The 19,542-nt window shown below is 68.0% G+C and carries 27 protein-coding genes; 17 read left to right on the forward strand and 10 right to left on the reverse strand.

Translation table 11 applies throughout. The features are described 5' to 3' along the window. Positions 1–110 precede the first annotated feature (110 nt). The 8 genes from dusA (at position 111) to ACFPOB_RS09105 (ending at position 7,346) form a co-directional block, all read left to right on the forward strand. Entirely contained in the window at positions 111–1,112 is a 1,002-nt protein-coding gene (dusA, locus tag ACFPOB_RS09070; RefSeq protein ID WP_377797638.1) for a tRNA dihydrouridine(20/20a) synthase DusA, read from the forward strand. Positions 1,113–1,118: 6 nt separating this feature from the next. Then, complete coding sequence (locus tag ACFPOB_RS09075; RefSeq protein ID WP_377797640.1) at positions 1,119–1,571, forward strand: PaaI family thioesterase; 453 nt, start codon at positions 1,119–1,121, stop codon at positions 1,569–1,571. Positions 1,572–1,808: 237 nt separating this feature from the next. Beyond that, complete coding sequence (locus ACFPOB_RS09080) at positions 1,809–3,956, forward strand: coiled-coil domain-containing protein (protein ID WP_377797642.1); 2,148 nt, start codon at positions 1,809–1,811, stop codon at positions 3,954–3,956. Between the two features lie 43 nt (positions 3,957–3,999). Further along, positions 4,000–5,028 (forward strand): TAXI family TRAP transporter solute-binding subunit, encoded by a 1,029-nt coding sequence (locus ACFPOB_RS09085; RefSeq protein ID WP_377797943.1) that lies wholly within the window; start codon positions 4,000–4,002, stop codon positions 5,026–5,028. Continuing rightward, a complete protein-coding gene (locus ACFPOB_RS09090; RefSeq protein ID WP_377797644.1) occupies positions 5,025–5,654 on the forward strand; it encodes a hypothetical protein in 630 nt (209 codons plus the stop codon). The genes ACFPOB_RS09085 and ACFPOB_RS09090 overlap by 4 nt, the downstream gene beginning before the upstream one ends. A gap of 24 nt (positions 5,655–5,678) precedes the next feature. After that, positions 5,679–6,185 (forward strand): DsrE family protein, encoded by a 507-nt coding sequence (locus ACFPOB_RS09095; RefSeq protein ID WP_377797646.1) that lies wholly within the window; start codon positions 5,679–5,681, stop codon positions 6,183–6,185. A gap of 149 nt (positions 6,186–6,334) precedes the next feature. Further along, complete coding sequence (locus tag ACFPOB_RS09100; protein WP_377797648.1) at positions 6,335–7,168, forward strand: sulfite exporter TauE/SafE family protein; 834 nt, start codon at positions 6,335–6,337, stop codon at positions 7,166–7,168. A 13-nt stretch (positions 7,169–7,181) separates the two neighbouring features. After that, on the forward strand, positions 7,182–7,346 hold the full coding sequence (locus tag ACFPOB_RS09105; RefSeq protein ID WP_377797650.1) for a hypothetical protein: 165 nt from the start codon (positions 7,182–7,184) through the stop codon (positions 7,344–7,346). Here the strand turns inward: ACFPOB_RS09105 and ACFPOB_RS09110 are convergent. Both ACFPOB_RS09110 and cobS read right to left on the reverse strand, forming a co-directional pair. Further along, positions 7,303–7,503 (reverse strand): DUF1289 domain-containing protein, encoded by a 201-nt coding sequence (locus ACFPOB_RS09110; protein WP_377797652.1) that lies wholly within the window; start codon positions 7,501–7,503, stop codon positions 7,303–7,305. The two genes, ACFPOB_RS09105 and ACFPOB_RS09110, sit on opposite strands and share 44 nt — an antisense overlap. Continuing rightward, the gene (cobS, locus tag ACFPOB_RS09115; protein WP_377797653.1) at positions 7,500–8,348 is read right to left on the reverse strand and encodes an adenosylcobinamide-GDP ribazoletransferase; all 849 of its coding nucleotides are present in this window, start codon (positions 8,346–8,348) and stop codon (positions 7,500–7,502) included. The genes ACFPOB_RS09110 and cobS overlap by 4 nt, the downstream gene beginning before the upstream one ends. 107 nt (positions 8,349–8,455) lie before the next feature. Here cobS and cobT point away from each other — a divergent pair, with 107 nt between their 5' ends. After that, a complete protein-coding gene (cobT, locus tag ACFPOB_RS09120; protein ID WP_377797654.1) occupies positions 8,456–9,487 on the forward strand; it encodes a nicotinate-nucleotide--dimethylbenzimidazole phosphoribosyltransferase in 1,032 nt (343 codons plus the stop codon). 7 nt (positions 9,488–9,494) lie between these two features. Here cobT and ACFPOB_RS09125 read toward each other — a convergent pair whose 3' ends face one another. The 3 genes from ACFPOB_RS09125 to ACFPOB_RS09135 form a co-directional block, all read right to left on the reverse strand. After that, complete coding sequence (locus ACFPOB_RS09125) at positions 9,495–9,902, reverse strand: PIN domain-containing protein (protein ID WP_377797656.1); 408 nt, start codon at positions 9,900–9,902, stop codon at positions 9,495–9,497. Then, a complete protein-coding gene (locus ACFPOB_RS09130; protein ID WP_377797657.1) occupies positions 9,899–10,135 on the reverse strand; it encodes an AbrB/MazE/SpoVT family DNA-binding domain-containing protein in 237 nt (78 codons plus the stop codon). Before ACFPOB_RS09130 ends, ACFPOB_RS09125 begins: the two co-directional genes overlap by 4 nt. 116 nt (positions 10,136–10,251) lie before the next feature. Then, entirely contained in the window at positions 10,252–10,956 is a 705-nt protein-coding gene (locus ACFPOB_RS09135; protein WP_377797659.1) for a glutathione S-transferase family protein, read from the reverse strand. Positions 10,957–11,065: 109 nt separating this feature from the next. Between ACFPOB_RS09135 and ACFPOB_RS09140 the strand changes: the two genes are divergently transcribed. After that, positions 11,066–11,413: a winged helix-turn-helix transcriptional regulator gene (locus tag ACFPOB_RS09140; RefSeq protein ID WP_092156300.1), complete on the forward strand. Its 348-nt coding sequence runs from the start codon at positions 11,066–11,068 to the stop codon at positions 11,411–11,413. A 20-nt stretch (positions 11,414–11,433) separates the two neighbouring features. On the opposite strand, the gene ACFPOB_RS09145 is transcribed toward ACFPOB_RS09140, so the two are convergent. Beyond that, positions 11,434–12,954, reverse strand: a complete 1,521-nt coding sequence (locus ACFPOB_RS09145) for a sensor histidine kinase (RefSeq protein WP_377797660.1) — start codon at positions 12,952–12,954, stop codon at positions 11,434–11,436. Positions 12,955–13,041: 87 nt separating this feature from the next. Between ACFPOB_RS09145 and ACFPOB_RS09150 the strand changes: the two genes are divergently transcribed. After that, on the forward strand, positions 13,042–13,593 hold the full coding sequence (locus ACFPOB_RS09150) for a thermonuclease family protein (protein WP_377797662.1): 552 nt from the start codon (positions 13,042–13,044) through the stop codon (positions 13,591–13,593). Positions 13,594–13,759: 166 nt separating this feature from the next. After that, a complete protein-coding gene (locus ACFPOB_RS09155; RefSeq protein ID WP_377797663.1) occupies positions 13,760–14,680 on the forward strand; it encodes an AEC family transporter in 921 nt (306 codons plus the stop codon). A gap of 4 nt (positions 14,681–14,684) precedes the next feature. Here the strand turns inward: ACFPOB_RS09155 and ACFPOB_RS09160 are convergent, their stop codons facing one another. Beyond that, positions 14,685–14,852: a hypothetical protein gene (locus ACFPOB_RS09160; RefSeq protein WP_377797665.1), complete on the reverse strand. Its 168-nt coding sequence runs from the start codon at positions 14,850–14,852 to the stop codon at positions 14,685–14,687. A 147-nt stretch (positions 14,853–14,999) separates the two neighbouring features. Here ACFPOB_RS09160 and ACFPOB_RS09165 point away from each other — a divergent pair, with 147 nt between their 5' ends. The 4 genes from ACFPOB_RS09165 to ACFPOB_RS09180 are packed head-to-tail and all read left to right on the forward strand — an operon-like array spanning position 15,000 to position 17,162. Then, positions 15,000–15,611, forward strand: coding sequence for a glutathione S-transferase family protein (locus ACFPOB_RS09165; protein WP_092156305.1), 612 nt, complete (start codon positions 15,000–15,002; stop codon positions 15,609–15,611). A 2-nt stretch (positions 15,612–15,613) separates the two neighbouring features. Next, positions 15,614–16,078, forward strand: coding sequence for a hypothetical protein (locus ACFPOB_RS09170; protein WP_377797667.1), 465 nt, complete (start codon positions 15,614–15,616; stop codon positions 16,076–16,078). Further along, positions 16,078–16,539, forward strand: coding sequence for a hypothetical protein (locus ACFPOB_RS09175; protein ID WP_377797669.1), 462 nt, complete (start codon positions 16,078–16,080; stop codon positions 16,537–16,539). Before ACFPOB_RS09170 ends, ACFPOB_RS09175 begins: the two co-directional genes overlap by 1 nt. After that, complete coding sequence (locus ACFPOB_RS09180; RefSeq protein ID WP_377797671.1) at positions 16,536–17,162, forward strand: uracil-DNA glycosylase family protein; 627 nt, start codon at positions 16,536–16,538, stop codon at positions 17,160–17,162. Before ACFPOB_RS09175 ends, ACFPOB_RS09180 begins: the two co-directional genes overlap by 4 nt. A gap of 3 nt (positions 17,163–17,165) precedes the next feature. On the opposite strand, the gene ACFPOB_RS09185 is transcribed toward ACFPOB_RS09180, so the two are convergent. Beyond that, a complete protein-coding gene (locus ACFPOB_RS09185) occupies positions 17,166–18,032 on the reverse strand; it encodes an NAD(P)-dependent oxidoreductase (RefSeq protein ID WP_377797673.1) in 867 nt (288 codons plus the stop codon). Positions 18,033–18,204: 172 nt separating this feature from the next. Between ACFPOB_RS09185 and map the strand changes: the two genes are divergently transcribed. After that, positions 18,205–18,957, forward strand: coding sequence for a type I methionyl aminopeptidase (map, locus tag ACFPOB_RS09190; RefSeq protein WP_377797674.1), 753 nt, complete (start codon positions 18,205–18,207; stop codon positions 18,955–18,957). Positions 18,958–18,961: 4 nt separating this feature from the next. Here the strand turns inward: map and ACFPOB_RS09195 are convergent, their stop codons facing one another. Then, the gene (locus ACFPOB_RS09195) at positions 18,962–19,249 is read right to left on the reverse strand and encodes a type II toxin-antitoxin system RelE/ParE family toxin (protein WP_377797676.1); all 288 of its coding nucleotides are present in this window, start codon (positions 19,247–19,249) and stop codon (positions 18,962–18,964) included. After that, positions 19,249–19,503: a type II toxin-antitoxin system ParD family antitoxin gene (locus ACFPOB_RS09200; protein WP_377797678.1), complete on the reverse strand. Its 255-nt coding sequence runs from the start codon at positions 19,501–19,503 to the stop codon at positions 19,249–19,251. The genes ACFPOB_RS09195 and ACFPOB_RS09200 overlap by 1 nt, the downstream gene beginning before the upstream one ends. Positions 19,504–19,542 lie beyond the last annotated feature (39 nt).

Consider the following 19,542-nt stretch of genomic DNA (forward strand, 5'->3'; position numbering starts at 1 on the left):
GTCGTGTGCGCACCGTGTGCACTAAGGCATCCAAAAGCCGGAAAAGGGGGGGGCGTGGCGTAGAAGTGAGTGCACGCGTCCCGATCGAACGATCTGAAACCGCTCGAAAAATGCAGCAATATCAATTATTTAGATTCTCCGTTGCGCCCATGATGGACTGGACTGATCGGCATTGCCGGATCGTCCATCGCCTGCTGTCGCGGCGTGCCCGGCTCTATACCGAGATGGTGACGGCGCAGGCGGTGGTGCGTGGCGACCGGCACCGGCTGATCGGCTTCGACGATGTCGAGCACCCCGTCGCGCTGCAGCTTGGTGGCAACAATCCGGCGCTGCTGGCGCAGGCTGCGAGGATCGGCGCCGATTTCGGCTATGACGAGATCAACTTGAACTGCGGCTGCCCCTCCGACCGCGTCCAGGGCGGGGCCTTCGGCGCCTGCCTGATGCGCGAGCCGCAGCTGGTCGCCGACTGTGTCGCCGCGATGAAGGCGGCGGTTTCCATCCCCGTTACGGTGAAGTGTCGGATCGGTGTCGATGACCAGGATCCCGAGGCCGCGCTCGACGCGTTGACCGCCGCCGTGCGCGCGGCCGGCGTCGATGCGCTCGTCGTCCATGCCCGCAAGGCCTGGCTGCAAGGGCTCTCGCCCAAGGAGAACCGCGAGATCCCGCCGCTCGATTATGAGCGCACCTATCGCCTCAAAGCGGCCAATCCCGACCTGATCGTCTCGCTCAACGGCGGCATCCGCCAGCCCCGCGAATGGCTGCCGCATCTCGCCCATCTCGATGGGGTCATGCTCGGCCGCGAGGCCTATCAGAACCCCGAAGTGCTGCTCGCTGTCGATCCGCTGCTGTTCGGCGAGGATGCGCCGGCCGCGGACGCCTTCGACATGCTGGAAGCGCTAGAGCCTTATATTGCCGCCCATCTTGAACGGGGCGGGCGTTTGCATGCCTTCACTCGCCATCTCGTCGGGCTGTTTCCGGGCCGGCGCGGCTCGCGTCTGTTCCGCCGCCATCTCGCCGAGCATTGCGTCGCGGCAAGCGCTGGACTGGCCGAGCTGCGCGCTGCGATCGCCCATGTCGAGCGCGAGGCTCGACCCGGGATTGCAGCCGAGTGAGCACCGATGACTGACCAGCCGGTCGATCCCGCCCTCGTCGCCCGGATCGAGACGAGTTTCGCCAAGCAGGCGATGATGACGACGCTCGGCGCCCGGCTCTTGCGCGTCGCGCCGGGCGAGGTCGAGATCGCCATGCCGGCTGCGGCACATCTCTCCCAGCAACACGGCTTCGTCCATGCGGGGGCAGTCGCGACCATCGCCGACAGCGCCGCCGGCTACGCCGGCCTCACCACCATGCCGGCCGGAAACGGCATCCTCACCGCCGAGTTCAAGATCAACCTGCTGGCGCCCGCGACCGGCGACGAGCTCGTCGCGAAGGGCAGAGTGGTCAAGGCCGGACGCACCCTGACGCTCGCCATGGCCGAGGTCTTCGCCGTGACGGACGGCAAGCCCAAGCTCTGCGCCATGCTGACGGCGACACTGATGGCGATCGTCGCGCGCGAGGGCGTCAGCGACTAGTCGAAGCGCGCGAGCCGGCGGCAATCGGCGGGGTACCCCGCTCGGGCAATCTCCTGCCCGTTTGCTCGTCTTCTGAACCTTTCCGATCTGAGGTCAGCTCGAAGCGGGCGAGGGCGCGGTCGAGGCTCTCGCAGACGTCTCCATGCGGACGTCTTCGTTCGCGTCGGCCGGATCGAATTCGCCCGTGACCTGGCTCGCCAGGGCAAGCCATGCCGCCGACCAAGAGGCGTCAGCCATATGCGCGACGCGATCGAAAGCGCATCGGGAGATGGGAAAGCCGTCACCGCCAGGGATGACGCGGGCTTGACCATCGATACCGCTCACTGGACCGGGCCGTGGCTGGCAGGCAAGCCGCCGGCCGGGCAGGATCGCAACGCGGCCCCCGATGCTGGGCAGGAGTTCCCGGCCAAACCCGGCCGGCAGCGCGACGCCTCGCGCCCCGGCCGGGCGTCGCTGCGCCGCCGCTTCTTCCCGCTGGCGAGCGGTTTTGCGGTCGCGGCCCTGCTCCTGCTGGTGCCTCGGAACGCGGATCGGCTCGAGCCTGCTCACGTCGGACAGGTTGCGCCGGCGGCCCTGTCATCCGGCGAAGCCCCGGTCGCCGCCGCGGCGGCGCCATCGCGGCGGCATCCCGAACCGGACGCCGGCCGAGCCCCGGCCCAGGCGCAGCCGGCAGCTGCGGCGCCGGAGCTGGACGAGGCCAGGAGCACGATCGCAGCCCTGACTGCGCAGTTGCGGGACGACGCTGCCCGGAGCGAACAGTCGTTGCGACGGGCGCAGGATGAGGCCGCCGCCAAGGCGCGGGAGGCCGCAGCCGCGCGCGACGAGCTGGTCGCAGCCGCGGCGCAACATCGCCAGGCCATGGATGGCGAGCGTGCGCAGCATGCGGCGCTGTCGGATCAGCTTGCGGCTTCGCAGCGTGAACTGCAGGCACGGTCGGTGCAGCTGCGTAGTGCGAACGAGGACATCGAACAGCTCAAGCAACTGGCGACGGCTATGAACTCACAGCCGCTCCAGGAGCGGCAGAAGGCCGCCGCTGATGTGCGGGAGCTGGCCGCCGCGCGTCAGGAACTCGCTTTGCTCGCCATCCAGCATCGCCAGGCGCTCGACCAGGAACGCGCGCAACGGACGGCGCTGGCGGCCGAGCTTGCGATGGCGCAGCGCGAGGCCGCTGCACAGGCGGCGCAGCTGCGCAAGGCGGGCGAGGAGGCGGGGCAGCTCAGGCAGGCAGAGTCCGCCAGGGCCGCGCAAGCGCTGGAGCTGGAGCGGCAGAAGACCGCGGCTATTGCGCAGGAGCTGGCGGCCGCACGGCAGGAGTTGGGCTCACTTGCCGCCCAGCATCGCCAGGCGCTCGACCAGGAACGCGTGCAACGGACGGCGCTGGCGGCCGAGCTCGCGGGGGCCCAGCGCGAGGCCGCCGCGCAGGCGGCGCAGCTGCGCAAGGCGGGCGAGGAGGCGGGGCAGCTCAGGCAGGCGGAGGCCGCTAGGGCCGCGCAAGCGCTGGAGCTGGAGCGGCAGAAGGCGGCCGCCATAGCGCAGGCCGTGGCCGCGCGTCAGGCGCTGAGCGCGGCCGCAGTGCAGCATCGTCAGGCCCTCGACGAGGAACGAGGGCAGCGCATCCCATTGGCGGCCGAGCTCTCCGCCGCGCGGCGCGAGACCGAGGCCCAGGCGGCGCAGCTGAGACAGGCGGAGGCCGCGAAGGCACAGGAGCTTGAACGTCAGAAAACGGCGCTGCTCGCACAGGTCGCGGCCGCGCGGCAGGAGCAGGCCGCCAACGTCGCACAGCATCGTCAGGTGCTCGAGCAGGAGCGCGTACGGCGCTCTGCGCTCGCAGCCGAGCTGTCGGCGGCGCAGCGCGAGCTTGAAGCCCGGACTGCGCAACTGAGCAAGGCGCGCGACGAGGCCGGACGGCTCGGGCAAGCGAGCGACGCCGCGATCACTGATTTGCGTCAGCTTCTCCAGCAGGAGCGCGAGCGCGCCGCGACCATGGCGCAGGAACTGGCGTCGCTGCGTCCCGCGCCCCCCGTCGGCGAGCCGTCCAAGCCTCTGCAAGCCGTGGCTGCCGTCACGGCAGCGCAGCCCGTGGTCGCCGAGGCGCGCAACAGCTCAGAGGCGGCGCGTTTGATCGCCAGGGCCAGCGCATTGCTCGGCCAGGGCGACATCGGCTCCGCCCGGATCGTGCTGGAGCGCGCGGTCGAGATCGGCAGCGCCCGGGCGAGCTTCATGCTCGCGGAGACCTATGATCCGCGCGTCCTGTCGGCCTGGGGAACCTATGGCACGCGTGGCGAAGTGACGAGGGCGCGCGCGCTCTACGCGAGGGCGCAGGCCGGCGGCATCGCGGAGGCGAAGGATCGCGTCGAGGCGCTGCGGCAGGCGCCGGATGGCTGAGACCGCGGCCGGCTGCCATGCGACAGGGAGGTCGAGAATGAGCATGATGCGGGGACGACAGCTCTTCCTGCTGATCGCGCTTGCAGGACTGGTCGGGGCGGTGCCGGCATTCGAGGCGCTGGCGCAGAGCTCGCAGGGCAGCGCTCCTACGCAGCGACGCATGATCCGGCCGCCGCCGACCGAACAGGAGAAAATGAACGCCTGGACCGTCGGCCTTGCGGCGGGGCTGCTCGAGGGCGCGCCGCTTCGCCTGGGGGCCGAGATGGCCCGCGTCGTCGATGACGGGCCGAACCTGCACCTGCTCCCGATCGTCACCCGCGGCGCCACCGAGAACCTGAACTCGCTGCTCTATCTGCGCGGCATCGACACAGCGATCATCAATTCCGATGCGCTGGAGGAATACAAGGCCCAGATGCCGCAGATTCGGCGCAAGGTCACCTATGTGCTCAACCTCTTCCCCTCGGAGTTGCACGTCTTCGTGCGGCCGGAGATCCAGAGCCTGCAGGATCTCGTCGGCAAGAAGGTGAATTTCAACACGCTTGGAACCGCCGCCGCCTATTCGGGGCCGCTGATCTTCAGCCGTCTCGGCATCGCCGCGCAGAACACCTTCATCCCGCATCAGCTCGCGCTCGAACAGATGCGCAAGGGCGAGATGGCCGCAGTCGTCTTCATCACCTCGAAGCCGGTCGACGCCTTCGTCCGCGGGCGCTTCGAGCCCGGCTTCAAGTTCCTTCCTGTGCCCTACGACAGCAAGTTCGAGGACTATTACCTGCCGGCCGTGCTCGAGGCCGGCGAATATCCCGGATTGATCAAGGCCGGCGAGCGGGTCTCGACGATCGCGGTGCCGACCGCGCTGGTCGCGTTCAACTGGGCGCCGCAGACCAATCGCCACGAGCGCGTCGCCCGCTTTGTCGACCTGCTCTTCAGCCGGGTCGATAAGCTGCAGGCGCCGGGCTTCGACCCGAAATGGAAGTCGATCAATCTCGCCGCGACCGTCCCCGGCCTCGACCGCTTCCCGGCCGCCCAGGACTGGCTGGATCGCAAGGCGCAGACGCAACGTGCGAGCCAATGAAGCTGATCATGCTCTCAGTCGTCTTCGAGATCGCAAGCGAGATCGCCCTCGCGCAGGGCGCTCCGGATCCGATGGCGCAGCTTCGTGCCTGCTCGCTGCTCGACCCGGCCGAGCGGCCTGCTTGCCTGAACAAGCTGCCGCAGCCGGGGAAGGTACCCGCGCCCGCGGCAGGCGACGGCGAAGGCTGGATCATCAGCGAGACCACGTCCCCGGTCGACTACACGCCCATCGTCACCGCCACCACTTTCGCCCAGGGCAATGCAAACCCTGCGCTGAAGCAGCTTTCCATTCACTGCCGCGGCGGCCGGACTGAGATGGTGGTCACTGGGGCGGCAATCTCCGACGGGGGCATCGACTACGCTCTGTCCTATCGCCTCGACGGCGGCCAGCCTTCGTCGGTGCCGGCCGGGCGACCATCCTACGGGACCGGCGTTGCTTTCAGGGGCGATGTCGTCGGCCTGCTGCTGTCGCTTCCCGATGAGGGCGGCATTGCGATCCGTCTTGGCACGCGCGCGGGCGCGGTCCATGACGGGCATTTCAGCCTGGCCGGTCTGAAGGCGGCGCGCGACAGGGTCGCTGTGGCCTGCAAATGGCCGCGCACTCTCGCCAGGCCACGTAGCGAATAGTCCTCGAACCATGGGTGGAATGCGATGACGACCAGATTCAAACATGCTCTCGGCACGGCCTTGCTGGCCGGCCTCGCTTTCACCTTCGTCGCCCCGCCTGCGAAGGCGCAGGCCACGAAGCACAGCGCCGTGCAAGCGCCGAAGCCGCCAGTAGCCGACAGGAAGCCGCACCGGCTGATCCTGCAGGTGAACACGAACGAGCCGGCGATGATGAATCTCGCGCTCAACAACGCGACCAATGTGGCGCAGTACTATCAGGAGCTCGGCGAGAAGGTGGAGATCGAAGTCGTCACCTTCGGCCCCGGGCTGCACATGCTGCGCGACGACACCTCGCCGGTGAAGGCGCGCATCAAGGCGATGGCGACGAGCACGCCGGCCGTCACCTTCAAGGCCTGCGGCAACACCCAGGGCAATATGAGCAAGGCTGAGAACAAGGAGATCGCCCTGATCCCGGAAGCTGCGGTGGTGAAGTCCGGCGTCGTGCGGGTCATGGAGCTGCAGGAGAAGGGCTGGACCTATGTCAGGCCGTAATCGGCCAGGACCGGCGCTCTGAAACGGCGCCCGGCCGCTAGATGATCTTCTGCCGAGGCGCGTTCGCGCATGCCTGCCCTGCCGGCTGAACCTTGCCCTTTCCGGTGAGGGAGCTAAGAGCACTCCGTCTTTTCCAGATTGAGTGCATGATGATCGCCGGCATTGCCTTGAATGACTTGATTTTCCTTGCGGTGTCGCTGGTCGCGGCCGGCGCTGCCACCGGGCTGCTCGCCGGCCTGTTCGGCGTCGGCGGCGGCGCCGTCATCGTGCCGGTGCTCTACGAGGTCTTCAGGGCCATCGGCGTGCCGGACGAGGTGCGCATGCCGCTCGTCGTCGGCACCTCGCTGGCGGTGATCATCCCGACCTCGATCCGCTCCTACCGCGCCCATCTCGCCAAGGGCCTGGTCGACACCTCGATCATCAAGATCTGGGCGGTGCCGGTCGTGCTCGGCGTCGTCGGTGGCAGCGTGATCGCGCGCTATGCCCCGCCGGATGTGTTCAAAGCGGTCTTCGTCGCAGTCGCCTTCGCCAGCGCCATGCGTCTGCTCTTCGCCTCCGACCGCTGGAAGCTTGGCGACACCATGCCTGGACCGTTCCTGATGCGCATTTACGGCCTGGTCATCGGTGTGCTTTCGTCCCTGATGGGTATCGGCGGTGGCCAGCTCTCCAGCCTGTTCATGACCTTCTATGGTCGGCCGATCCACCAGGCGGTTGCGACCTCCTCGGGCCTCGGCATCCTGATCTCGATCCCGGGCGCCCTCGGCTACATCTATGCCGGCTGGCCGAAGATGGACCTCCTGCCGCCGCTCTCGCTCGGCTATGTCTCGCTGATCGGCTTCCTGCTCTTCATCCCGACCTCGATCTGGACGGCGCCGATCGGCGCGCGCCTGGCGCATCGCCTGTCCAAGCGCCGGCTCGAGGTTGCCTTCGGCATCTTCCTGCTCGTGGTATGCACCCGCTTCTTTTGGTCCCTGATCGCCTGAGCGGGAGACGGGTATGGTTGCCGTCCGTCCCTGCGAGGAAGCCGATCATCCCCGGACGGCGGCGCGCGACGATGAGCGCCTGCTGCGCTTCTATGAGAGTCTTGGTGGGAAGCAGCACCCGGAAAAGGTCTTCTTCAGGCTGACCGGCGAGGGGCTTGCCCGTCTCGCGGAGGGCTGAGCCGCTCGTCCAGTGTGGCCATGATCGCGAGCCGCTCGGCCTCCGAGAGCCGCGACCACTGCGCGATCTCCTGCAAGGTCCGTCCGCAGCCCTGGCAGAGCTTGCTCGCCGGATCGATCACGCAGACCTTGATGCAGGGGCTGGAGATCGCGCTCATCGCCCACCCCAACCGATGACGATGGCGAGGCCGAGATAGATCGCGATCTCGCTGAGCTGCTGCGCCGCACCGAGGATGTCGCCGGTCTGCCCGCCGATCAGGCGAATCGCGGTGCGCGATAGCCAAAGCGTGGTCAGCGCTGACACCGCGAGACCGAGCACGATGCCGGCCAGGGGGAGGGCGCCGGCGGCGACCAGGAGCAGAGCCAAGACCCCTGATAGCCCATAGGCGATCGGCAGCACCGAGTGCTCGGGCTGTCCGACCGCGGCGGAGGCGCCGTCGCGCCGGGTGGGCGGGGTCGTGGCGAGGATGCGGATACCTTCGACGCGCGACCAGGGCGCGGCGACGAGGACGGCCGCCGCGACCGTCCAAGCGCCGGCCCCTTGCAGGATCGCGGCGAGCGCGCTGACCCGCAGCAGCAGCGACAGGCCCAGCGCCAGCGCGCCGAAGGTGCCGACGCGGCTGTCCTTCATGATCTCCAGCCGCCGCTCCGGCGTATGCCCGCCGAACAGGCCGTCGGCCGAGTCGGCGAGCCCGTCCTCGTGAAAGGCGCCGGTCGTCACGACGAGCGCGGTGACGGCGAGGGCTGCCGTCAGCAAGGCGTTGACGCCGGCAAGGCCGGCAAGCAGCGCGATCAGCGCCGCCGGCAATGCGATCACCAGCGCTGCGAAGGGCAATGCCCGCGGCACCAGCCGGAAGTCCGGCAAGGCATGCGGGTTCTCGCCCGGCAGCGCCGGCACCGGCAGGCGCGAATAGAAGCGGATGCAGGTCGCCGTCGCGATCCGCCAGCCTGGCCAGGCGGGTGATGTCACCTGCGTCGCATCATCGCTGTCGGTTTGCGGCACGCTGCCCTCGGATTGTCTTCGTCCGCTCCAGCCTATAGCAGCAGCGGCTGCGCGGCGGCGATCTCGTGCTGCCCCGATTCCCTGGACTTTCAAGATCGGCTCCTCAGATGTCTGCGATGCCCGCCTCCGGCCTGCCCTTCGACGATATCCGCAACCTCATCGCCAACATGCCCGGCCCCGACATGGCCGCGGCCAACACGGTGCGCGCCCGCGATAAGGAGCTGACCAAGCCGGCCGGCAGCCTCGGGCGGCTGGAGGAGATCGCCGAATGGCTCGCCGCCTGGCAGGGCAAGGCGCCGCCGCGGGTCGACCGGCCGCTGGTCTGCGTCTTCGCCGGCAACCACGGCGTCGTCGCCCAGGGCGTCTCGGCTTATCCCCAGAGCGTGACGCGGCAGATGCTGGAGAACTTCGCCGCCGGCGGCGCCGCGATCAACCAGATCTGCGCCGCCTATGATCTCGGCTTCAAGGTCTTCGATCTCGCCCTCGACCTGCCGACCGGCGATTTCACGCAAGAGGATGCGCTCGACGAGCGCGCCTGCGTCGCCACCATGGCCTTCGGCATGGAGGCGCTCGCCGGCGGCGCCGATCTGCTGGCGCTCGGCGAGATGGGCATCGGCAACACCACCTCGGCCGCCGCGATCTTCGCCGCGCTCTATGGCGGCGGCGCGGCCCAATGGTGCGGCCGCGGCACCGGCGTCGACGATGACGGGTTGAAGCGCAAGATCGCCGCGGTCGAGGCCGGGCTGAAGCTCCACGCCAATCATCTCAGCGATCCGCTTGAAGTGCTCCGCCGCTTCGGCGGCCGCGAGATGGCGGCGATCTGCGGCGCGATCCTCGCCGCCCGCCTGCAGCGCATCCCGGTGATTCTCGACGGCTATGTCGTGACCGCCGCCGCCGCGATCCTGCACGCGCTCGATCCCTCGGCGCTCGACCATTGCCTTGCCGGCCATCTCTCGGCCGAGGGCGCCCATGCGCAGGTGCTGGTCAAGCTTGGCAAGCAGCCGCTGCTGGCGCTCGACATGCGGCTCGGGGAGGGGACGGGCGCGGCGCTCGCCGCCGGCCTGGTCAAGGCCGCCGCCGGCATCCATTCCGGCATGGCGACCTTCGCGCAGGCGCAGGTGTCGCAGAAGGGCGAGTAGAACTCGGCTATTCCGCCCGGAACGGATTCTCGATCCGAAGCTGCCCCTCGACGACAAGGCCGTGCTGCAGGTCTTCGCTATGGAGAACCGTGCAGCCGGCGCGCAGAGCGCTGGCGACGATCAGCGCGTCGTAGAAGCCGAATTTGTGCCGCTCAGCCAGGCGAATGGCGTCTTGATGCGTGGCGAGATCAAGCGGATGGACGTTCCGGCTCAGCGTCGTGATCGCCTCGACTGCATCGCTGATGTCGACCCACGAGAAACCGAGCTTGCGCCGCGCGACATTGGCGAACTCGTTTAGGACTTGGGCGCTGATCTCGCAGCCGCGGCCGAGCAACTCTTCGGCCACACCGTTCCGCGGATCGTCGTCGCTGAAGGCATAGACCACGACATTGCTGTCAAGGAAGGCGCGCGTCACGGCGCGCGCTCATTGACCTCGTCACGATCGAAGCGCCAGCCGGGAGGAAGCGGCTTACGCAGGCTGCGGATGCGGGCCAGCGCCTGCGGCTTGCGCTGGTCGCGGGCGATCAGGAAGGTGCGGTCGTCAGCGATCCGGATTTCCACGTCATCGCCTTCCTTGAGCGCCAGCGCCTCGCTGACGGCTGCCGGAATCCGGATGGCGAGGCTGTTACCCCAGCGTGCGACCTGCATGGATAGTTTCCTTTCTGATATACACCGAATATGTGTATCCTACGAGCGACCTTCAAGCCATGGGTCGTCTTTGCAAAGACGCGCCGGACAGCCGGTCCGACGCGCTCCTTCTCCTATCAGGCGCCGAAGCGCTCGATCACCTCGGCCAGCGGCACATGGCCCTTGAAGGCACCCTTGCCGGCCGGCGTCTCGCCGTTTTCGAGTGCCGTGGCGAAGACCACGGCCGGATCGCTCTCGACCCGCTGGCGCAACGCCTGCAGCTTCGGCCAGCGCGAGAGCTCGGCGACCTCATGGTATTCGAGCCAGCGCGCCACGCCGGCGAGCAGCCCGTCGGCCAGGGAGTGCTTGCCGCCGACCAGCCAGTTCCCGCCGTCCAGCATCTCCTCCAGCCGGTCATGGCGCTCGATCACCCGCTCGCGCCCGAAACGGCGTAGCGCCGCCTCGAAATCGGGATCGGGCTCAGGCAGTTCCAGCGCGACCCAGAGCGGCGTGAAGGCGCCGGTGAAGCCGGTATTGAGGAAGCCCATGAGCTGATGCATCCGGTCGGCTTCGGGCGAGAGCGGGTCGAAGCTGATCCGCCGCTCCGTGTCGCGCGCCTCGAGATAGGCGGCGATCGCCATGGTCTCGGTCAGGGGTCGGCCCTTCTCCGTGATCAGCACCGGGGTCTCGACGCGCTGGTTGATCCGCTTGTAAGGCGGCTCGCGCATCTCGCCGAGCATGTCGACGCGGCTTAATTTGTAGGGCTGGCCAAGCCATTCGAGAGCCGCGACCAGGCCCATAGAGGTGCCGGACGGGTAGCCATAAACGAGGATCGGTTCCATGTTGCGTTTTCCATTAGGGTCGGGAAACGCTGCGCAGCGGGGTGGAACCTAGTCACTCGCGGCCCCAAGTAAATGACGCACTTTTCTGTAACCAAGCGCGGAACGGATCATGAAGGACGTCGTGTCCGACTGCTCGATCGAGAGCGTCATGCGGGTATTGAGCGGCCGCTGGCCGACCCTGCTGCTCTACTATCTCAAGGACGGGACCAAGCGCTTCAACGAGCTCCGGCGCGATAATCCGACGGTGTCGCACCGCATGCTGGCGCTGGAGCTGCGCAAGCTCGCGGCGGCTGGCATCGTCCGGCGGATCGACCATGACGGCTACCCGCGCCGGGTCGACTATGAGCTGACGGAAGCGGGCTTGCGGCTCGTGCCGCTGATCGACGCGCTCGGCGACTGGTGGGAAGAGGTCGAGGTCGAGCGGAAACGTGCGGCAGGCGTGCGTCACGCCGCGTAGCGCTTCCGCGGCAGGAGAGCTTAGGCCGCTGAGCGCTCGCCGGGCTGCGGCAAGGCCGGCAGCGTGTCCATCACGCGTTCGGCCGGCAGCGTGATCGTGACTTCGGTGCCGGCGCGGGGGCTCGACTTGATGCGGAAGCCGCCGCCATGCAGGTCGATCAGCCCCTTCACGATCGGCAGCCCCAGGCCCGAGCCCTGTTCGGCCGTCTTGATCGCCAGCGAGCCGCGTCCGAAGGTCTGCATCACCACCGGGATCTCGTCCTCGGGGATGCCGGGGCCGGTATCGCTGATCGAGACATATTGTCCGCCGGTCGCGGTCCAGCCGACCTTGATCGAGATCTCGCCGCCCTGCGGGGTGAACTTGATCGCATTCGCCAGGATGTTGAGCACGGCCTGGCGGATGGCGCGCTCATCGGCCCAGATCCGCGGCAATTCAGGCTCGGTCGCCTGGCGGATCGTCTGGCTCTTGGCCTTGGCGCGCAGGTTCAGCATGTGCGCCGCATCGTCAGCGATCGCGGCGAGGCTGATCGCCTCCTCGTTGAGTTCGTATTTGCCGGATTCGATGCGGGAGAGGTCGAGGATCTCGTTGATCAGCGTCAGCAGGTGCTGGCCGGAGGAATGGATGTCGCCCGAATATTCCTTGTAGGAGGCATTGGCATGCGGGCCGAACACCTCGTTCTTCATCACCTCGGAGAAGCCGAGGATGGCGTTGAGCGGCGTGCGCAGTTCATGGCTCATCGTCGCCAGGAAGCGCGACTTGGCGAGGTTGGCCTCCTCCGCCTTGCGCCTGGCCTCGTCGGAATTGGCCTTGGCGGTTTCCAGCTCGGTGATCAGCGCGTCCTTCTCGGCCCGGAATTCGATCGTCTCGACCGAGGTCGAGTAGAGTCGGTTGGTCAGGAAGATGAAGAAGAGCTGGGCGCAGGCCGCCATCAGCAGCATGGTGACGCTGTCGATGTCGCTGCGCCCGCTGAAGGACAGGACGATCGCGCCGACGATCGGCACGAGGCCGGAATAGACCGCGATCGGCATCGTCGCAGCGAGCGTGACCGTCAGCGCGCTGACGATCAGCAGCGTCGTCATCAGGAAGAAGCGGGCGCCGGGCGCATCGACGCCGACGAAAAGCCCGGCCAGCAAGGCCCAGGACAGGCCGTGCAGGAGTTCGGCGGCGGGCAAGAGCTTGCGCCAGAAACTGACGCGCGCGGCAGCAGAGGGCTCGGCCAGGAAACGTCGGCACAGGACGGCGGTCACGCCGGTCGACAGCACCACCAGCGTGAGCCAGCCCGAGACCGTATAGAACGGCACCCAGACGCAGGCCGCCGCCGCCACCAGGAAGGCGAGCATCAAGGTGCCCGCCGAACCGTTCAGCCGATACTGCGCGAAGACGCGGACGAGCTCGTAGTCGAAGGCGCGCTGCAGCCCGGTCGACGAGGTCAGCTTCTCGCGCGCCGACCGGACCTCGCGGTTGATCAGCTTGCGGCGCGCGAGCACGGTCGGATCGGGTCCGCGGCCGCGTTGCACCTGTTCGGCTGTCAGTTCCGCCATGGTCCGAAGGCAAACGCTCCCGCCCGGCGGCGCAACCGTCGCGCCCCGGCTCGCCATGATTGGCGAGAAATCGTTAAGCTTGTCCTGATGGCGCGCTTCGGATTCAGGGCAAGCAACTACGGACCGTTCGGCTGGCGGCGGGTCGGCCGCTCGGTCGACTTCGTCGTAGCCCTTGGATTCCTTCTGCTTTTGGCGATCGCGGGCGCCGTTCTGCAATACCGGCTCGGCTCTGGCCGCAACCTCGCCGGGGCGGCCGAGGCGATCGATGGCGATTCGCTGCGGCTGCTTGGCGAGGAGCTGCGCCTGGAAGGCATCGATGCGCCGGAATATCGGCAGATTTGCCGCGACCGCTCCGGCGGCGAGGTCGCCTGCGGCCGGCAGGCACGGCGCGCGCTCGCCGCCATGCTGGCGCTCGGCAATGTCAGTTGCTCGGTCTCGCGCGCCGATCGCTATGGCCGTGGGCTGGCGCGCTGCAAGCAGGGCGATGCCGAGATCAATGCGGCGCTTGTCCGCCAGGGCAACGCGGTCGCCTACGGCGCCTTCCAGGCCGAGGAGGCCGAGGCGAAGGCGGCCGGGCGCGGAATCTGGGCGTTGAGCTTCGAGCGGCCGGAGCAGTGGCGCAAAAGCCATCCGCGCTGAGCTGCCGGGCGGCCATGCGGATTCCTCAATCCCGCTGCCGGCTCAGGTATTTTCCTCTCCGGCAATGGCGACCTAAAGAAGGATCCTCTTTCCGCCTGCCTCGATGCTGGATTCGCCACCGGATGACACCGCTGCCCGCTCGGCCGCCCGCTCGTGAGTTCCTGGCATGATCGGCGCGATCCTGCTCGCTCTGGCGCCGGTCGCGCTCCTGATCGCGCTCGGCCATGCCATGCGCCGCCTGCGCTTCCTGCCGGACTCGTTCTGGCCGCAGGCCGAGCGCCTCAGCTATTACGTGCTGCTGCCGGCTCTCTTCATGCACGCTCTGGCGATGGCCGATCTCAGGGGGCTGCCTGTAGCCGCCCTGGCCCTCACCCTGATCGCAGCGATCATCACGGTCTCGGCGCTTCTCGTGTTGGCCAAACGTTGGCTCGGCTACAGCGACGCCGCCTTCACCTCGGTCTTCCAGGGCGGCATCCGCTTCAACAACTATGTCGGCTTGAGCGCCGCGGGCAGCCTGCTGGGCCCATCGGCCCTGCCGCTGGCGGCCGTTGCCAACGCCGCGATCGTGCCGACCGTCAACGTGATCTGCGTCCTGGTTTTCGCCCGCTGGGGTTCGGCCCAGCCGACGCTGCGCGGCATTCTGCGCGGTCTTGCCCTCAATCCGCTGCTGGTGTCCTGCGTGCTCGGCATCGCGATCAAGCTCAGCGGCCTTGGCCTGCCGCCCGGCGTCGAGGGCTGCCTCAAGGCGCTCGGCCAGGCCTCGCTGCCGATCGGCCTGCTCTGCGTCGGCGCCGCGCTCGACTGGGGTGCGCTGGGGCGCGGCCTGAAGCCGGCATTGGTCGCCTCCTTCGCCAAATTCGTGCTGATGCCGCTCGCGACCTACGCCGCGCTGAAGGGCTTCGGCCTCGGCGGCCAGGCTGCGACGCTCGCCATCCTGTTCCAGGCGCTGCCGACCGCCTCCTCATCCTATGTGATGGCGCGACAGCTCGGCGGCGATGCGCCGCTCATGGCCGGCATCTGCGCGCTGCAGACCGTGGTCGCCGCGGTTGCTGTGCCGCTCGCTCTCGTCCTGCTGGCGCCGGGTTGAGCGCTCAGAGCGGCTCGCGCGGATCGTCCTCGCGCGGGCCGTCGAGGCGTGCAGCCCCGGGCCGGCGCGAGCGCGACCAGAAGGTCGCGAGCATCAGTCCGACCGGAATGGCGAGCACGACGATCCAGACGACGAAGCTCCAGTCCTGCGGCATGAGATGGCCCCCCTTCATAGGCTGATCAATCGCCGGAGAGGCGGGTTGTTCCTGTCCGGACAGGTTCCTTGTCGTCTTGCCGCCGTCTTTGCAGGCTGAACTCTTGACATAGACGGGGCGGCACCGTGAAACCGCCATGTCCCGAGACGGCGAAAGGCGAAGGGCATGAAGCTCTATGATGGCGGGCGCGCGCCCAATCCGCGGCGGGTCCGCATCTTCTTTGCCGAGAAGGGCTTGCCCTTGCCCGAGCTCGTCCCGGTCGACATCGGCAAGAAGGAGCATAGGACGCCGGAGTTCACCCGGATCAATCCGTCGCAGCGCTTGCCGGTGCTGCTGCTGGAGGACGGGACGGCGCTCGCCGAGACCATCGCGATCTGCCGCTATATCGAGAGCCTGCACCCGGCGCCGGCCCTGTTCGGCGCCGCTCCGAAGGAGGCGGCACTGATCGAGATGTGGAATCGCCGCATCGAGCTCGGGCTGTTCACAGCAGTCGCGGCCGTGTTCCGCCACAGCCACCCCGCCATGGCCGAGCTCGAGGAGCAGGTGCCGGAATGGGCCGAGGCCAATCGCGAGCTGATCGACGATCATCTCGTGCTGCTCGACCTCCAGCTCGGCGCCAACCGCTTCGTCTGCGGCGACGAGCTGACGGTGGCCGACATTACCGCCGGCATCGCCATCGATTTCATGAAGCCCTCGCGCATCCCGCTGCCGGAAGACTTCGCCAATATCCGGCGCTGGCATGGCGAGCTCTCGGCCCGGCCGAGCTGGAAGGCCTGATCATGCGCCTGTTGGCGGCCCTGCTCGCGCTGATGCTCCAGCTCGCCGCTGCGGCGGCGGAGAAGCTGACGGGCGAGCAGATCAACCGCGCCTTCACCGGCAACACCGTCAGCGGCCGCTATACCGGCGGCGGGTTCTTCACCGAATACCACGATCCCGACGGCCGGGCGCTCGGCAACAATGGCTGGCAGGAGAACCGCGACGCCTGCTGGATCACCAAGGGCGATGCGGTCTGCTATTATTACGGCCCGCCGGAGGAGCGGACGACGCATTGCTTCACGGTCGAGCTCACCGACCGGCTCTACATCCTGCGCAATCTCGACAATGGCCGAATCAATGCGGTGGCGACCATCGAGCTCACCAATCCGCGCAACCACACCGATGGCGGCAAGCCCTGGTATTGCGACGGGCTGATCTCGCGCGGTCCGCAGGGACCGCTGATGTCGCGACGCGTGGCGGCCAGGTGATGCGGCTCCGCGCGATCGCGGTGTTCCTGCTGCTCGGCGCTGGTGGGGCTGGCGCCGGTGCGGTCGAGCGGCTCACCGGCCAGGACATCCGCCAGCTTTTCGAGGGGAACACTGTCGCCGGGCGTTACAGCAATGGACCGCCGTTCAGCGAGTACCATCACAAGGATGGCCGCGTGACCGGCCATAACCGGCACGTAAACAACACCGATGCCTGCTGGACGACGACGGAAGACGCCGTCTGCTACTATTATGGCCCCCATGAGACGCGCCGGACCTATTGCTTCTGGGTCGAGCGCAGCGGCACGCTCTATGTGCTGCGAACCTATCGCTCGGGCCGCATCAACGGCGTCGCCACCATCCAGCCCGGCGATTCCGAGAAGCACGCCGACAAGGCGCCGCCCTGGCATTGCGACGGGCTGATCTCGCAGCGCCCCGGCCGGGCGCGGCTGGCCGGGCGATGAGCGGCCCGGAAGCGCTCGACGACGTCCTCGCCGACCTGCGCGCCTGCCGGATCTGCCGGGACGACCCGGTTTATCCGCCGCGCCTGCCGCATGAACCGCGTCCGGTGATCCAGGCTGAGGCGAGCGCGCGCCTGTTGATCGCGAGCCAGGCGCCCGGCACACGCGTCCATGCCAGCGGGAGGCCCTTCACCGACCGCTCCGGCGATCGCCTGCGCGATTGGCTCGGCCTCGACCAGGCCCGCTTCTATGATGCTTCTCGCGTGGCGATCGTGCCGATGGGCCATTGCTTCCCCGGGCTCGACGGCAAGGGCGGCGACCTGCCGCCGCGCCGCGAATGCGCGCCGGCCTGGCGAAGCCGCGTGCTCGCGGGCCTGCCGGAGATCGAGCTTATCCTGGTGATCGGCCGTTACGCGCAAGCATGGCATCTCGGGCGCAAGGCAGCGGCCGACCTGACGGCGACCGTCGCCGACTGGCGCAACATCGTCGCCGGCGAGCGCCGGCCGCGCATCCTGCCATTGCCGCACCCCTCCTGGCGCAACAATGGCTGGCTCAGGAAGAACCCCTGGTTCGAAACCGAGCTGGTGCCGGTGCTGCGGGCGGAGGTGGCGCGGCTGGTCGGCTGAGCCTTACGGCTCCAGCCGCTTCAGCAGGCTCGACGTATCCCAGCGCCCGCCGCCGAGCTTCTGCACATCGGCATAGAACTGGTCGACCAGCGCGGTTACCGGCAGCCGAGCGCCGTTGTTCCGGGCTTCGTCGAGCACGATGCCGAGGTCCTTGCGCATCCAGTCGACGGCGAAGCCGAAATCGAACTTGTCGGCGTTCATCGTCTTGCCGCGGTTCTCCATCTGCCAGGAGCCCGCGGCGCCCTTCGAGATCACCTCCAGCATCGCCTCGACATCGAGCCCGGCGCGCTTGGCGAAGTGGACGCCCTCGGAGAGGCCCTGGACCAGGCCGGCGATGCAGATCTGGTTGACCATCTTGGTGAGCTGGCCGGAGCCGGCCGGTCCCATCAGCCGGCACATGCGGGCGAAGCTCGCGATCACCGGCTCGACCTTGGCATAGACTGCGGGATCGCCGCCGCACATCACGGTCAGCACGCCGTTCTCGGCGCCGGCCTGCCCGCCGGAGACCGGCGCGTCGATGAAGCCGAAACCGGCTGCGGTCGCTGCCGCGTCGAGTTCGCGCGCGACATTGGCCGAGGCGGTGGTGTGATCGACGAAGACCGTGCCCTTGCCCATCGCGGCGAAGGCGCCACCTTCGCCTGTGGTCACCGAGCGCAGGTCGTCGTCATTGCCGACGCAGCAGAAGACGATCTCCTGGCCTTCGGCCGCCTGGGCCGGCGTCGGAGCATAGACGCCCGCATGCTGGGCCACCCATTTCTGCGCCTTTTCCGGCGAGCGGTTGTAGACCGTGACATCATGGCCCTTGGCCTTGAGATGGCCGGCCATGGGATAGCCCATCACGCCGAGACCGAGGAAAGCGACTTTGGCCATGAGGTGCTCCGCTGCAATTGTCTGAAAGGTCATTGCGGCTTTAGCGCGCCAGGGAAGGCGAGGGAAGCGATGCAGGGGCGATAGCAGCGATCGCGATTCCGCAGAGATCGTGCATGGGCAGTCTGCCGCGCCCTGCCTTGCCGCCCTCGTCGAAATCGGTCAGGAACCCGCCATGACCATCACCAATGACGACGAACTGCAGGGGCTGCGCGAGATCGGCCGTATCGTCGCCGATACGCTGGCGGCGATGGGGAAGGCGCTCGAGCCGGGCATCACCACGGCCGAGCTCGACGCGATCGGCCGCGACATGCTCGAGCGGCACGGTGCGCGGTCGGCTCCCGAGACCGTCTACGGCTTCCCGGGCGCCACCTGCATCAGTATCAACGAGGAGGTCGCGCACGGCATTCCCGGCGGGCGCCGGATCCTGGCGGGCGACCTCGTGAACATCGATGTCTCCGCGCAGAAGGCGGGCTATTTCTCCGATACGGGCGCGTCCTTCACGGTGCCGCCGGTCGATCGCCGCATCGAGAAGCTGTGCCGCGACGGCAAGCGCGCGCTCTGGGCCGGGCTCGGCCAGGTCGGTGCCGGCAAGCCGGTCGCCGGGATCGGCGAGGCTGTCGGCCGCTTTGCCCAGAAGAACGGCTATACGCTGGTACGAAACCTCGCCAGCCACGGCATCGGCCGCTCGCTGCACGAGGAGCCGAAGGAGATCGCCACCTGGCCCGAGCGCTCCGAGCGCCGCGTCATACAGAAGGGGCTGGTCTTCACCGTCGAGCCGTTCCTGTCGCTCGGCGCCGACTGGGCCGAGCATGCTGAGGGCGACCGCTGGACGCTCTATTCCGAACCGCGCGCGCCGACGGTCCAATACGAGCACACCGTGGTCGCGACCGCCAACGGCCCGCTGGTGCTGACCTTGCCGGGCTGAACGGTCAGGTTTCGCCCCAATCTTCATGGGCGTGGCGGATACGCGCGATCAGGACATCGCCGCTGTCTTCGACACGATAGACGACAAGGTGCGCCTTGAACGGGTAGATGCGCATCGGCGGCGACAGTTCAAAGCGTTCGCGCGCGATACGAGGATAGACGGCGATCATGGCGAAGACCGCCAATAACTCATCGTGATAGTGCTTGGCCTGAAGCGGACCGAACAGTCGTATTCCCTGCTCGGCAATGCCGATGATGTCTTCTTCTGCCGCTAGCGACAGGCGAAAGCCCACTATCGATTGCCGGGCGGTGTCGCGGTGCGCTGGAGGGCGGCAGCGAAGAGCTGATCGCCTGAACGCGTGCCTGTCCCGCTGTTCAGGCCTTCATCGACGAAGCGCTGCATCGCAGCGATCTTGTCGTTGCGCTCCTGATCCCGCCGGATCAGGTCACGTACATAGTCGCTCGCATTGGCATAGCGACCGGTCTCGGTCTGGGCCTCGACCCAGTCCTTCATCGAGGCCGGCAAGGACACGTTCATCGTCGCCATGTTCGATCTCCACTTCATCGAATATGGCGGGGATTGGCA

The sequence above is a fragment of the Allobosea eneae genome (genome assembly GCF_042657265.1).
Lineage (GTDB): Bacteria > Pseudomonadota > Alphaproteobacteria > Rhizobiales > Beijerinckiaceae > Allobosea > Allobosea eneae.